Here is a 13,472-nt window from a genome sequence, read left to right on the forward strand (position 1 = left end):
CAATGAAAATCAAAGAGCAAACTAGGAAACTAGCCGCAGGCTGTACTTGAGTACGGCAAGGCGACGTTGACGCGGTTTGAATTTGATTTTCGAAGAGTATTAGAATACAAGAAATACCTCGATTTTCAAGTCGAGGTATTTTTTTTACATTTGCACAATCTTGCGATAGCTTCTTGAAGTAATCATGAAAATCAGCACATAGGCGATGAGGAAGATAGCGCAGATAGACAAGGTTACAGTCAACATCATAGTCGTATCCAGTACACCAATCACTTTTAGAATCAGACTAAGCATATGGTAGGCAAAGGCTAGATGTAGGAAGGCAAAGAGCAAAGGAAGGAAGAAAACAGTTAAAACCTGTTTGTTGATGGTTTGCTTGATTTGCTTTTGATCTAAACCGACTTTCTGCAAGATAATAAAGCGTTCACGGTCTTCATAGCCTTCAGAAATTTGTTTGTAGTAGATGACCAGAACGGTTCCGACCATAAAGATAATGGATAGGAAAATACCGATAAAGAAGACACCACCAAAGAGGGCACTCATCTGAGAACTAGCATCTGATAGATTGCTACCATAAACATAGCTACCTTCCGTGTTTAATTGAGCATTAAATTGATCGAGGTATTTATCATACTCGTCAGCGACCTTGAGTTGTTCTTCTTCACTGGCATTTACATTCATACCACCGTAAAACTGATTATAGATAGCCGAATCTGGGAATTGATCCAAAAAGGCTTGTAAATCAGGTACAACAAGATAATTGTAATCAGCAGTCAAAATATTAAACTGATTTGGGACATGGTTGACAATAAAATCTTTATTAAATTCTTCTTTTACAGAAAATTGATGATCATTCAGAGTTAGAGTTTTCTGTTCTTTAACTCCCTCATTCTTTGCAAAGAGTCCGACCTCATTTCCTGATAGAGACAGTTTTTGACCAGTCATGTTTTCATAATCTTTTTGGTCAAATACCATGAAAACTGTTGTGGGTTGGACACGATTTTGTCCTTTTTCAAAAAGTGTTAACTTATTTCCTTCTTGGTTTGCAACACCAAAGTAAGTATAACGAATCACTTCTTTCTCTTTAATCTTATAACCTTTGTCACTTGCAAACTGGCTCAAGAGTTTGTCCAAGTCTTCTTTTTCAACATTTTGCCCTGAAACTCCAAAATCATGAGGATTTAGAACTTTTTTAAAGCTTTCTGCGGAATTGAAAATGCTTGTCGCTGCTGACATGGTTACCAAAACCATTGTTGACAAGATAGCGATGGTTGCTAGTCCAACCGCATTTTTCTTCATACGGAAAATCAAGTTGGAAACAGAGATGAGGTTATTAGGTTGGTAATAGTATTTCTTATTTTTCTTTAAGATTTGTAGGAAGACTGTAATTCCTGCATTGAACAAAAGATAGGTACCAAAGATAACCAGTAAAACAGCTATGAAGAAGGTTGTTAAGGCTGTAAGGGGATCTTTTACAGTAAGGGAAAGATAGTATCCAATCCCTAAACTAATCGAACCAAAAATAGTTTGGAGAGATAGGAAACGACCTTTTTTCTCACCACTAGCTTTCTCACGTGAGAGCTGGAGGGCATTCATACGGGCAATTCGAAGGGCATTCAGGAATATGAGACCTAGAAAAATCAAACCAAAGACAAGAAGCACTGTAATGACAACTTTCATCTGGAAGGTAGCGACTAGTTCTACCTTTAATTTCATCAGTTTGAGTAGGAAAGCGAAAATCAACTTGTCAAACAAGGCTCCAATACCGATACCTGCTCCAACAGTTAGAATTCCAAATAGCACCAACTCCTTAAAGGTCATACTGATCAGATGGCGCTTCTCCAAGCCCAACATGCCATAAATTCCCAGTTCCTTGGAACGGTTTTTCATGACAAAACTATTGGCATAAAGGACGATAATGGCAGATGCAAGTGTGACGACAAACATACCAAATCCAAGAGTAGCTTGAATGGTGTTTCCTCCACGGATTTCCGCAATCTTGGGATTGAAGGTCAGGGAGTAAAAGAGATAGGTGACGGTGACTGCCAAGAGAACAGCCAGCGCAAAGGGATAGTAGAGTTTGCGGTTTTTAATCAAGTTCGATACCGCTAACTTATTGGTTAATCGAAACATACTAATTCACCTCGCTTGCCATGACAGTCAAGGTATCAGAGATTTCTTGGAACATCTGACGCTCTGTCTTCTCTCCACGGTAGATTTGATTATAAAGAATGCCGTCTTTGATAAAGAGTACACGTTTAGCTCTGCTAGCTGCTGCTGTTGAGTGGGTTACCATGAGAATAGTTTGGCCACGCTCATTGATTTCATCAAAGACATCAAGTAAGGCTGCAGAGGACTTGGAATCAAGGGCACCTGTTGGCTCATCCGCAAGGAGAATTTCAGGTTCTGTGATGATGGCACGTGCTACTGCTACACGCTGTTTCTGACCACCAGAAATCTCGTAAGGATACTTCTCTTGCAATTGGTTGATGCCTAGATTCTCAGCTGTCACCACCAATTTCTTCATCATCTCCGTAATAGGTCTTCTTGACAAGACAAGGGGAAGCAAGATATTATCTTTTACAGAGAGAGTATCTAACAAATTAAAGTCTTGGAAGACAAATCCTAGCTTTTCACGACGGAAGCTAGAAGCCTGTGAATTTTTAATAGTTGCTGTGTCTGTTCCATTCAGGTAAACCTGACCACGACTTGGTTTGTCCAGCATAGCTAGGATATTGAGAAGAGTGGATTTACCAGAACCAGACTCACCCATGATGGCAACGTAGTCACCCTTTTCGACGGTAAAGTGAATATCCTTGAGGGCTTCTACTTGATTGCCCTGAAAACGAGTTTTATAAATTTTTTGAACGTGTTTTACATCTAAAAGTGTCATGAGAATCTCCTTTCTTAATATCCCATCAAATAAAATGTTGCTTGCATCATAGCGCATCCCAGTTGAACACGCTCGATATCTTTATGGCTTGGTTTTCTTGTTTTCTTCTGTAAGATTTGTTTCATGATGTTACTCCTTTGTTCTTTATGAGACTAGTTTACATCAAAAAAAGACCGCTTGCCATAACCTAACCTTACAAAAGAGACTTTAATCTTACATTTTTGTAAGATTGGGGGAAATGTAGGCATTTCATTAAAAATATTTTACCATAAAAATAAAGTAAGAAAAAAACCCTTGCAGATACAAGGGTTAAGATTCGTAAATTGACTGCAACGGTCAATAATACATTCATAAACAGTTTGAAGATTCATTCTTTCGTTTGATTATAAATCTATGTCACTAGAACGATTTTCATCTAAACAAAAATCATCTTTAATCAACAAAGTTAATTCTTTTAAATTCACAGCTTCACTTTGGTTAAGTCGGACAGCTTGATTCATTATTAAATCTTCATATAGATTTCGAACAAAGCGACCGTTAGAAAAATTGGTGAGATTACTTTCTAACTTTTCATTAAAATAATTTAATAATACTTCTTTCAGCTTGTCATCTATATGGTAGTCGTCTTTTCTTGCTAATGTTTCAAAAATATCTAACAATTCTGTAGAAGAATAATTTTCAAAATTAATAAAATAATTAAATCGAGATTTCAAACCAGGATTTGATTCAAAGAAATGGTTCATTGGTTCGGTATAACCAGCCACAATAACAATTAAATCATCTCGTGAATCTTCTAAAGCCTTTGTAAGTTCTGTTAAACATTCTCGCCCATATGAATCAGTATTTTCATTTTCAGTAATACTATACGCCTCATCAATAAAGAGAACTCCACCTTTCGCCTTTTCTATGACATTTTTAACTTTCAGTGCAGTTTGTCCTTGGTAACCTGCAATTAAATCTGTTCTGGAGACTTCTAAAAAATGTCCTTTGGATAAAAGTCCCAATTGGTAGTACATTCTTCCAATAATTCTAGCAACAGTTGTTTTTCCTGTTCCTGGATTTCCCATAAAAGCCATGTGTAAAGTTCTTTTGGGAATATTTAAGCCAGACTCTTTCCTTTTTGACTGAACTTTTTGATAAATAATTAAACGACTAACTTCTTTTTTTACCCTCTCTAAACCTACTAACTGATTTAGTTCCGCCAAAAGGTCATTTAAAGATGATTTCTTTTGTTGACCTAACTCTTTTTCCAAAGTATCAAATAGGTAAGTATATCCAAGAAAGCTAGCTAGATTATCAGATAAATCTTTCAATAAAGGTGTAAGCTTGTTTCGTTTGTTAGCTTGTTGTAATAAAAAAATAGATTTATACAATTCTGCTACTGATTTTGTATCAGTATGATTTACTATAATATTATTTACTTTATCAAGATAATTATTTTCTTTTCCAAAATAGAAGTCTAATTTCTTTGCACTACAAATTAATTTATCTCGAGAAGTTGACATATCTTACCTCAATAACATGAAAAGCAAGGCAATCACTAACATACCAATAGAAATTCCAGAAACAATAAAGACTGTTAGAAGGCGATTTGAAATAAATTGAATTTGTTGTTTACTTTCGTTCAATTCTCTCCTAAGTTGATCAATTTCACCAGTATTTGAAACCGGTTCTGAAGGAAGAGTACTTGCGAATTGTTCTAGATTTACAAGTCTATCATTAAATTTAGAAAGTATTACCTCATGTTTTTCGATAGAGTTTTTGCTATTTTCTTCGTTAAATTTCTCTTTAAATTGCTTAAGAGCTACTAGAGTTGCTTTTTGTTTCTCAATGGTTTTATCAATACGAGATTGTTCTTTCAGAATTTTCTTGTTGGTATGTTCAATGGCAACTACAGAAGAGAGGATTGCTTGAATATAATCTTTATCCAGAGCCTCTAAAGCTTTATAAACTTGACCAAATTCTTCAATAAGTTTTTGTTGATTATCATAAAATTTTGAAATGTAATTTTGAGTTTGTTCAACTAAAGTATTAAACTCTTTACCAGTAACTCCATGTTCAGCAAATTCAAAACCAAAGAAATCTTCATGAGTTCTAACTGTATCAAAATACAATTCATCTTGACTTTGTTCAGCAAACTCTTTCAGATGCTCTTTCGCTTCATCGAAATCATGGTTACTAATGTTTATTTCAATTGTTTCTTGTTCTTGCTCAAATACTTCTTGTTCCATATTTTTCTCCTTAATCTAATAATTCTTGTAATAAAGTATCAATCTCATCAAAGTCACTTTTATCGTCTCTTGTAGATTCTGCAAAAATATCTGACAGCTTTTCTTTCATCATTGAAGCAGCCATATCATGTCTTTCCTTAATAGTATTGATAACAGAATCTTTTTCAACTTGTAACTTTATACTCTTAACATCTAATAATTGATCTTGGATTACTAACATTTCATTATTTTGATCAATTTTCTTAGAATTTAGCTCGGAAATTTGTTTATTGACAATTTGCTGATCAATCATTTTTAGTACGAAAGCGCCAATAATTCCTGATAAAGTTGCTCCCATAAATGTTCCAATGACGCTACCGATTGTTCCCAAAAGTGGTATTGAAATAGCCAAAACTGGAAAACTTGCAGTGAGGGATGCTCCTAAAACTTCCCCAACTACAATTGCACCTGTAGCTGTTAAACCCGCAACAATAATTTTTCCAACCTCTAACATCATAATATCAAGGCTTTTATCTTTATTTTCAGGATTATTTACATAATCTATTGCTTCTTTCAAAGATTTCCAACCTTGGTGTATAAAGGTCCAGGCTTTAAGAACTGTATTAATTACAGGTCCAACTATTGCAGACGCAATCATTGTAACTACAGATTTACCGACATTTAATACATGATTTGCTAAGTTATTTACAAAAGATATGATAGCCTCTTTTATTTTATCAATAAAAGTCGATAAGTTTCTTTCTGTATCTTTTAGCCAAGAGATAAATTTAGAAATCAATTCTCGCAAAAATTCTGATAATAACTGTAAAAGCGCTGCTTTCAAAGCTTTTCCGGAAATTTTTAACGTCTCATCACGACGTGATTTTTTACCTGATTTTATAGCTCGCTTCTCAGCCTCATCTCTCACTCTGTCGTATTCCGTGCGTGCCTCTTTATCTTTCTCTCTTAACTGTTTCTCTTCTTTTGAACTAATATTATGGACTTCTCTAGCATATTGTCCCTTAGAGTTTGGATTATCGAATAATTCTGATGTAGATAAATCTCCCTTCGCTTGATTAACTTCACTCCTAATTTCGTTAAGATTAGCTTTACTATTTGCAAAAGCAATCTGCTCTTCTTTTGTCAAAAAAGCATTTGCTTTTGGATCACGTATAATCTCTCCAGCAGAAACTGTATGATCCATTTGGGTTCCTTTTTCTTTTGAACCTGTTGGCCTTCCGGTGTCAAATGGTTTTCTCGCTTCTTTGGTTAAAGTATTTACAATTTTACCTGAACGAGTTGAGTGTGTTTGAATATTCCCTAAGTCATCTTTAACAAAATTATTTTGCCAAGTGTCGTATCTTTCTTGAAAATTAACATCTCTATTATGAGTCGCAAATTTACCTTTTTCAAAATTTTCAGCAGTTTGTATATGTGCTTCTTTTCGTAAATCTAGGGTTTGTCCGTTGTTCTCTTTAATAAACTCATCACCAATTTGGGCAGCAAGTTGAAGTTGTACTTGCTCCCAGACTATATTCTCAATAGATTCTTGAAGGTATTCATTATTTTGTAATTTTTCCCTATCTAAATCAATTTTTTCTATATCTTTAATATGATCTTTGAGATTATTTTCTAGAGAATTTTCTAAATTAAGCAATTCGTCGTATTTAATCTCAATATCTGATGATCGTAATGCGAGTAACTCATTTTCATTAGCCATAATCCATTTCCTGTCAAATTATTTTTATACGCTTATTATACCATTTAGGCATGAATTCTGACAAGATGAAAAAAAGCCTTGTCTATAATACAAAGCTTATTTTCTTATTTACCTCACCAAAACCAGCCTTCATTATCGTCAATGGCTTGGGCTTCTTTTCGTTTGCGTGGGCCTGTTCCATACATTTCTGCTTCGATTTCTTCCTTGGTTGGCATGACAGAAGCTAGGATGATATAGATAATCACGCCAAGTCCAAAGTTTGCGACTGTAAAAATAGCAAATAGAAAACGAACAAGGGTAACATCAAAGTTCCACTTGTCTGACAGACCTGCCAGAACTCCTGAAATCATACGATTTCGTCTCATTTTATAAAATTTACTGTTCATGATATTTCCTCTTTCTGCTAGGTTAGACATAGTATACCACGGGTAGGCTTGGCTTTCATCAGTCCTCAGGCTGATTTACTAATAGCAATTTACCTCTACAAATTCCACAGCGATAGCGTTTGGTATCAATCCTTCGCTTGCGCTGATACCTTTGCTGGCAGGATTGGCAACGATAAAGCTTGATTGGCTTGGAGTTTCTATTTGGCAAGGTTGGCACAAAGCGTAATCCATCCACTGCTTTCAAAAGTTCCTTAAAATCCCGATCCTTGTGTTGATAGCCCTTCCCTTGAAAATAGAGGTGATAATGACAGAGTTCATGTCGGACAATTTTCCTAAAAACATCCAGACCCAATTCCTGATAAACCTTGGGATTAAAATCCAAATGCCCATCTTTGGGGAAAAATCGCCCACCTGTCGAACGTAGACGAGAATTCCACTGGACTTGATGGATAAAAGGTCTGCCGAAGTCTTCTAGTGAAACCTGCTTAACGTAATCAGTCAGTTTCATTTGGAGCTAGGAGCGACAGATTGACTTTTTCACGTTCAGTATCGATTTTCTTAACCCAAACCGTCACCAAATCTCCGACTGACACTACTTGACTAGGGTGTTTGATAAATTTGCGACTCATGTGGGAAATATGAATCAGACCGTCCTCATGAATTCCAATGTCAACGAAGGCACCGAAGTCAACGACATTACGCACCACACCTTCTAGCTTCTGGCCGACTTTTAAGTCTTTAATATCCAAGACATCTTGACGGAGAACTGGAGCATCAAAGGAATCACGGAAATCTCGACCTGGTTTGAGAAGATCTGCAATGATATCTTTAAGAGTTTCTGGACCAAGGTCTAACTCTTGCGCCATTTCCTTGACAGAAAGGGACTTAAGCTTATTTTGCGCTTCTTCGTTTAGGTCTTTAATATCCAAACGTTTGAAAAGTTCCTTAACGGCAGCGTAATTTTCTGGGTGAACTCCTGTATTATCAAGGATATTGCTACTTTCAGGGATACGAAGGAAACCAGCAGCCTGCTCAAAGGCCTTGGCTCCCAGACGAGGAACTTTCTTGATTTGGGCGCGTGAAGTGATTTTTCCCTCTTCCTCACGGTATTTGACGATATTTTCAGAGATAGTTTTGTTGAGTCCAGCGACATGGGAAAGAAGAGCTGGGCTGGCTGTATTGACATTGACACCGACTTGGTTGACCACAGTATCCACGACAAAATCCAGACTTTCAGACAATTTCTTCTGACTGACATCATGCTGGTACTGGCCGACACCAATTGACTTAGGATCGATTTTAACCAATTCAGCAAGGGGATCTTGCAAACGACGAGCGATAGAGATAGCCGAACGCTTTTCAACGGTCAAGTCTGGAAACTCCTGACGAGCAAGTTCACTGGCAGAATAGACCGAAGCACCACTTTCATTGACGATAACATAGCTGACTTCTGGAAAATCTTTAAGAACTTCCGCCACAAAGGCTTCACTTTCACGACTAGCAGTACCATTTCCGATGGCAATAATTTCCACACTGTATTGACCAATCAAGTCTGCCAAATCTTTCTTGGCTTCTTTGATTTGACGAGCTGATGCTGGTTTAACAGGATAAATGACCTGTGTTGTCAGCATTTTCCCAGTTGCATCAACGACAGCTAGCTTGGCACCTGTACGAAAGGCAGGGTCAAATCCAAGAACCACGCGCCCTTTCAATGGAGCAACCAAGAGGAGATTGCGCAGGTTGTCAGAAAAGAGTTGGATAGCTCCTTCTTCTGCCTTCTCAGTTAATTCTGTCCGAATACGACGCTCGATAGCAGGCAAAACTTTTTTCTTAACTGACTGTTGAACAACTTCATCAATATAGGTATTTTTTACCTTGAAACGAGCAGCAAAGAAGGCAAGAATACGGTCCGTTGCATGTTCAAAACCGACCTTCAAGACACCTAGCTTCTCCCCACGATTGAGGGCTAAGGTACGATAACCCTGCATATTTCCAACCGTCTCTGAAAAATCATAATAAATCTGAAAAACCTGCTTTTCATCAAGACTTTCATCCTTAACTTGGGAAGTGAGTTTAGAGTGTCTCAGCACCTCCTGATAAGTTAGAGCGCGTAAATTGACATCTTCCGATAAGGCTTCAACCAAAATATCAACTGCACCAGACAATGCTTCCTTACCAGTCGCAAATCCTTCACAGACGAACTTTTCAGCTTCCTTCTCTAAGTCAGTTACATTTTGCAAAATCAAGCGAGCAAGTGGGAAGAGTCCGGCTTCACGGGCAATGGTTGCCTTGGTACGACGCTTTTCCTTATAAGGAAGATAGAGTTCTTCAACGTCTGCTAATTTTTCGGCAGCTAAGATAGCTTCTTCCAATTCCTTAGTCAGCTTGCCTTGTTCTTGAATCTTAGCCAAAACAGCTTCCTTGCGGTCATTGAGATTGGTCAGACTTTTATCCAAGTCAATAATAGCCTTAATTGCCACCTCATCCAGGCTGCCAGTCATGTCCTTGCGATAACGCGCGATAAAGGGAATCGTCGCCCCTTCAGCTGTCAAACTTAGAACGGTATCGATTTGCTTTAACGTCACTCCCAAATCTTGGGAGATTTTTTCATATTTTTTATCCATAAATCTATTATACCACAAGCTAAACGTTTCAAATTAGCTCTTACAGTATTTAAAAACAAGATGTGGGGAATAGATTTATATTCTATAGTGCAATAACTTGTACTTAGAGAGCATTGCCACCTTTTTTTAACCAAGCCATGACATCAAAAGTATTTAATGGATCAGACATAATAGCCAGTTCTGGAAGATGTTCCTGACCTGGAATAACACATTGACTTTTCAAATTTTTATATGGACGATTAACTAAAATTAATTTATTAGAATAAGGAAGATTATCCATCTTACTTAGAATTTCTTCACTAGCTGAGTCTTTATTATCAAATTTAAAATATAGATTATCCCAATTTATGCGTTTTTTTCTTTTTTCCCACTTAGTCCGTGCTTCTTCAATACTAGAATAATGTAGAAAATGAATATCTATATCTCCTAAGTGCCCCAAAGGATAAACTTCATGGGTCCAGCTCGGTGAAACAAGTTCCTCTTCGAAAACAAGTTCTTGTTCCATATAGTACCGAAAATCCTTTGTAAGTTTATAATAATCATCAGGAAGAATAAATAAACCAACAAAAGGTGTTCTATATTGAAAACCAAGCTGTTTATAAATTAATCCTCCAACACAATTATTACTTATAATCGTAAAATCTAATCTATCAAGCTCAAGAAAAGGGAAAATTCCTTTCTCTGCAGCTATCAATTTGTGATAAACAATATCAGAATCTAAATATTCACCGTCATTTTTTAACCAAGCACTAAAATTTGCCAATTCTTGAATATATTGTTTTTTCGCTTTTTCTATATCATAGTTTTCTAAGACGGCGCAATCTTTGATTCTATTTTCATAATTTTCTAATATAATTTTGTAGGAATCTTTGAGAGGTTTAACATCTACAACAGGTTTATAGATATATGTCGGGAAATTAATATAGGTTACAGTTTTAGAATGAATATAAAGTCTCCAAATAAGGTTGTTTATATCAAATTGATTTATTTTTCGTAAAAGCTTACTATTGAATAATTTTCCAAATAATGAACGATATTGTTTTCTAATTCGATGATCTGTATCATCCAAATTTTGCAAAACTTGAACATTCGTTAAATTTTCTGTCAACCAATTATCCCCCCCCCAAGGATAAAAGTAAAATACTCCATCAACCAAATCAGCAAAATGACCAAGAACAACATCAGAATCGGATAATTTTATCGCATGATACATCTTTTCAAATGTCCAATCAAATAATGAATCATTTGAAGATAGAAACGTAATATAATCTCCTGTAATCATATCAGACAAGTCAGCAAAAGAATTCTCATCTATAATCTTAATATTAAATGATAGATTCATCTGTTGGCTAATGGAAGCTATCTCCTCTGTAGATTGATTTACAATAATAACTTCTATATCTTTTAATGTTTGTCTTTCCACTAGTGACAAAGACTCTAATAAACTATTTCTGTCTCCTTGATGTAACAAAACAACACTAATTGAGTAAGTCAATTTGACTACCTCCCATAATTTTCTGATAATGATTTTCTTTTTATTTAATTATAGCACAAGTATAGTGTATATCATGCTATATTATCAATTAGCTACTCAATTTGAAATTTTAACTTTTCCCTTTTCCTCAAAATAATAGTATAATAGAGGTAGAATTTAGAATCGAGGTACACCTATGGCTGTAAAATTTACAAAACGAGACGACTTGGACAAGATGTTTGAAGAGTTTGCTAAACTCCCAGATTTGCAACAAGTCATTTTCCCTGATGACAAAGAGAAAAAAGCCAAAGCAGAAAAGAAAAACTAGATGACTGCTTTCCAACAACTCCCATCTAGTGTACTTCAAACTGGAGCCATTTTTCTCTCCATTATCATTGAAGCCCTTCCCTTCGTTTTGATAGGAAGCATTGTCTCAGGGCTGATTGAGGTTTATATCACACCTGACAAGGTTTATCATTTTCTCCCTCGAAATCGTTGGGGGAGAATCTTTTTTGGGACCTTTGTCGGGATGCTTTTCCCTTCTTGTGAATGTGGAATCGTCCCCATTATCAATCGTTTCCTGGAAAAGAAAGTTCCTAGTTACACGGCCGTTCCCTTTCTTGTGACTGCACCAGTTATCAATCCTATTGTTCTCTTTGCGACTTATTCTGCCTTTGGCAACTCATTCCACGTTGCCCTGTTACGAGCTCTTGGTTCCATTCTTGTGGCTGTGATACTTGGGATTTTTCTAGGATTTTTCTGGCAAGAACCGATTCAAAAAGAAAATCGGTTGGCTTGTCATGAGCATGATTTTTCTCACCTAAGCCCTGCAAAAAAGGTTTTTCAGGTCTTTGTGCAAGCAATTGATGAATTTTTTGATACGGGACGTTATTTGGTATTCGGCTGTCTCTTTGCCTCTGTTATACAGGTCTATGTTCCGACACGGATTCTGACCTCTATCAGTGCAACCCCTATTTTTGCCATCCTCCTCTTGATGCTTTTGGCCTTTCTTCTTTCTCTCTGTAGTGAGGCGGATGCCTTTATCGGGGCTTCTCTTCTCTCAAGTTTCGGCTTGGCACCAGTTCTGGCCTTTCTCGTTATTGGCCCAATGCTGGATATCAAAAATATTCTCATGATGAAAAATTACTTGAAAGCACGATTTATCAGTCACTTCATAACGATTGTAACTCTTGTCGTCTTAGTCTATTCTCTCTTGATTGGAGTCATCCTATGATTCGATTTTTAGTTTTAGCTGGCTATTTTGAACTGACTATTTACCTCCATCTGTCGGGCAAATTAAACCAGTACATCAACATGCACTATTCCTATCTGGCCTATATCTCCATGGTGCTTTCCTTTATTTTGGCAATTGTTCAATTGTATATCTGGATGAAGCAAGTCAAAATCCACAGTCATCTGAACAGCCGATTGGCCAAGATGACAAGTATTTCTCTTCTGGCTATTCCACTTGTCATCGGCTTAACTTTCCCAACTGTTAGCTTGGATTCTCAGACTGTTTCAGCTAAAGGCTATCATTTCCCCTTATCAGAAGGAACGAATCTGGCCATTCAGACAAGTGAAGGTACGACGAGCCAATATTTGAAACCAGATACCAGTTCTTATTTTTCAAAAACAGCCTATGAAAAGGAAATGCGAACGGCTGCGGATAAATACTTGTCCCAAGATAGTATTCAGATCACTAATGAAAACTATATGGAAGTTATGGAGGCTATCTACGACTATCCAGATGAGTTTGAGAGTAAGACAATCCAGTTCACAGGCTTTGTCTATAATGACCCCAGTCATGCCAATAGCCAATTTCTGTTCCGCTTCGGCATTATTCACTGTATCGCAGATTCTGGTGTCTATGGATTGCTGACCAAGGGAAATACCCGTCAATATGAAAATAATACTTGGATAACAGCCAAGGGAAAACTGGTCAATCACTACCATAAAGAACTCAAACAAAACCTTCCAACCTTGGAAATCGAAAGCTTTACCAAAGTCGATAAACCAGAAAATCCCTATGTTTATCGAGCTTTTTAAGGAAAGTAAGATAAAAACGAACAAGTTCTCTTCTGAATGACAGAAAAGAGCCTGTTCGTTTTTTGTTGAGTATTGTATAGTAGAATATAAATTGCGATTTTTAAAATGATATATAACTA

At 36.5% G+C, this 13,472-nt stretch carries 12 protein-coding genes; 3 read left to right on the plus strand and 9 right to left on the minus strand.

What is annotated here, in order from left to right; genetic code table 11:
• Positions 1 to 144 precede the first annotated feature (144 nt).
• The 9 genes from ACLV7Q_RS06475 to ACLV7Q_RS06515 all read right to left on the minus strand — a co-directional run bounded on the left by ACLV7Q_RS06475 (position 145) and on the right by ACLV7Q_RS06515 (position 11,256).
• Positions 145 to 2,133, minus strand: a complete 1,989-nt coding sequence (locus ACLV7Q_RS06475; RefSeq protein ID WP_218757775.1) for an ABC transporter permease — start codon at positions 2,131 to 2,133, stop codon at positions 145 to 147.
• Position 2,134: 1 nt separating this feature from the next.
• Positions 2,135 to 2,893, minus strand: coding sequence for an ABC transporter ATP-binding protein (locus ACLV7Q_RS06480; protein ID WP_000173358.1), 759 nt, complete (start codon positions 2,891 to 2,893; stop codon positions 2,135 to 2,137).
• A 383-nt stretch (positions 2,894 to 3,276) separates the two neighbouring features.
• Positions 3,277 to 4,398: an AAA family ATPase gene (locus tag ACLV7Q_RS06485; protein ID WP_218757774.1), complete on the minus strand. Its 1,122-nt coding sequence runs from the start codon at positions 4,396 to 4,398 to the stop codon at positions 3,277 to 3,279.
• A gap of 3 nt (positions 4,399 to 4,401) precedes the next feature.
• Positions 4,402 to 5,124: a hypothetical protein gene (locus tag ACLV7Q_RS06490; protein WP_000434512.1), complete on the minus strand. Its 723-nt coding sequence runs from the start codon at positions 5,122 to 5,124 to the stop codon at positions 4,402 to 4,404.
• 10 nt (positions 5,125 to 5,134) lie between these two features.
• Positions 5,135 to 6,823 carry a hypothetical protein gene (locus ACLV7Q_RS06495; protein WP_218757773.1) on the minus strand — a complete coding sequence of 563 codons (1,689 nt, stop codon included), beginning with the start codon at positions 6,821 to 6,823 and terminating at the stop codon, positions 5,135 to 5,137.
• A gap of 113 nt (positions 6,824 to 6,936) precedes the next feature.
• The gene (locus ACLV7Q_RS06500; RefSeq protein ID WP_001085048.1) at positions 6,937 to 7,209 is read right to left on the minus strand and encodes a PspC domain-containing protein; all 273 of its coding nucleotides are present in this window, start codon (positions 7,207 to 7,209) and stop codon (positions 6,937 to 6,939) included.
• 58 nt (positions 7,210 to 7,267) lie between these two features.
• Entirely contained in the window at positions 7,268 to 7,717 is a 450-nt protein-coding gene (locus tag ACLV7Q_RS06505; protein ID WP_119919488.1) for a SprT family protein, read from the minus strand.
• Positions 7,704 to 9,833, minus strand: a complete 2,130-nt coding sequence (locus ACLV7Q_RS06510) for a Tex family protein (protein WP_218757772.1) — start codon at positions 9,831 to 9,833, stop codon at positions 7,704 to 7,706. Before ACLV7Q_RS06510 ends, ACLV7Q_RS06505 begins: the two co-directional genes overlap by 14 nt.
• A 103-nt stretch (positions 9,834 to 9,936) precedes the next feature.
• Positions 9,937 to 11,256, minus strand: coding sequence for a DUF1919 domain-containing protein (locus ACLV7Q_RS06515; protein WP_411866016.1), 1,320 nt, complete (start codon positions 11,254 to 11,256; stop codon positions 9,937 to 9,939).
• A 247-nt stretch (positions 11,257 to 11,503) separates the two neighbouring features.
• On the opposite strand from ACLV7Q_RS06515, the gene ACLV7Q_RS06520 reads away from it, so the two are divergent.
• From ACLV7Q_RS06520 to ACLV7Q_RS06530, 3 genes are read left to right on the plus strand one after another with little or no spacing between them, the layout of a single operon-like run.
• Positions 11,504 to 11,635 carry an SPJ_0845 family protein gene (locus ACLV7Q_RS06520; protein ID WP_411865997.1) on the plus strand — a complete coding sequence of 44 codons (132 nt, stop codon included), beginning with the start codon at positions 11,504 to 11,506 and terminating at the stop codon, positions 11,633 to 11,635.
• Positions 11,636 to 12,541, plus strand: a complete 906-nt coding sequence (locus ACLV7Q_RS06525) for a permease (protein ID WP_218757771.1) — start codon at positions 11,636 to 11,638, stop codon at positions 12,539 to 12,541.
• Positions 12,538 to 13,353 carry a TIGR03943 family putative permease subunit gene (locus ACLV7Q_RS06530; RefSeq protein ID WP_218757770.1) on the plus strand — a complete coding sequence of 272 codons (816 nt, stop codon included), beginning with the start codon at positions 12,538 to 12,540 and terminating at the stop codon, positions 13,351 to 13,353. Before ACLV7Q_RS06525 ends, ACLV7Q_RS06530 begins: the two co-directional genes overlap by 4 nt.
• Positions 13,354 to 13,472 lie beyond the last annotated feature (119 nt).

It is taken from the genome of Streptococcus mitis, from assembly GCF_965111725.1.
GTDB lineage: Bacteria > Bacillota > Bacilli > Lactobacillales > Streptococcaceae > Streptococcus > Streptococcus mitis_DV.

Excerpts from the sequence above, each read along its gene's own strand:
- ACLV7Q_RS06475 (WP_218757775.1), bottom strand. The coding sequence starts at position 2,133 with ATGTTTCGATTAACCAATAAGTTAGCGGTATCGAACTTGATTAAAAAC.
- ACLV7Q_RS06485 (WP_218757774.1), bottom strand. The coding sequence starts at position 4,398 with ATGTCAACTTCTCGAGATAAATTAATTTGTAGTGCAAAGAAATTAGAC.
- ACLV7Q_RS06505 (WP_119919488.1), bottom strand. The coding sequence starts at position 7,717 with ATGAAACTGACTGATTACGTTAAGCAGGTTTCACTAGAAGACTTCGGC.
- ACLV7Q_RS06480 (WP_000173358.1), bottom strand. The coding sequence starts at position 2,893 with ATGACACTTTTAGATGTAAAACACGTTCAAAAAATTTATAAAACTCGT.
- ACLV7Q_RS06525 (WP_218757771.1), top strand. The coding sequence starts at position 11,636 with ATGACTGCTTTCCAACAACTCCCATCTAGTGTACTTCAAACTGGAGCC.
- ACLV7Q_RS06520 (WP_411865997.1), top strand. The coding sequence starts at position 11,504 with ATGGCTGTAAAATTTACAAAACGAGACGACTTGGACAAGATGTTTGAA.
- ACLV7Q_RS06510 (WP_218757772.1), bottom strand. The coding sequence starts at position 9,833 with ATGGATAAAAAATATGAAAAAATCTCCCAAGATTTGGGAGTGACGTTA.
- ACLV7Q_RS06500 (WP_001085048.1), bottom strand. The coding sequence starts at position 7,209 with ATGAACAGTAAATTTTATAAAATGAGACGAAATCGTATGATTTCAGGA.
- ACLV7Q_RS06495 (WP_218757773.1), bottom strand. The coding sequence starts at position 6,823 with ATGGCTAATGAAAATGAGTTACTCGCATTACGATCATCAGATATTGAG.
- ACLV7Q_RS06530 (WP_218757770.1), top strand. The coding sequence starts at position 12,538 with ATGATTCGATTTTTAGTTTTAGCTGGCTATTTTGAACTGACTATTTAC.
- ACLV7Q_RS06490 (WP_000434512.1), bottom strand. The coding sequence starts at position 5,124 with ATGGAACAAGAAGTATTTGAGCAAGAACAAGAAACAATTGAAATAAAC.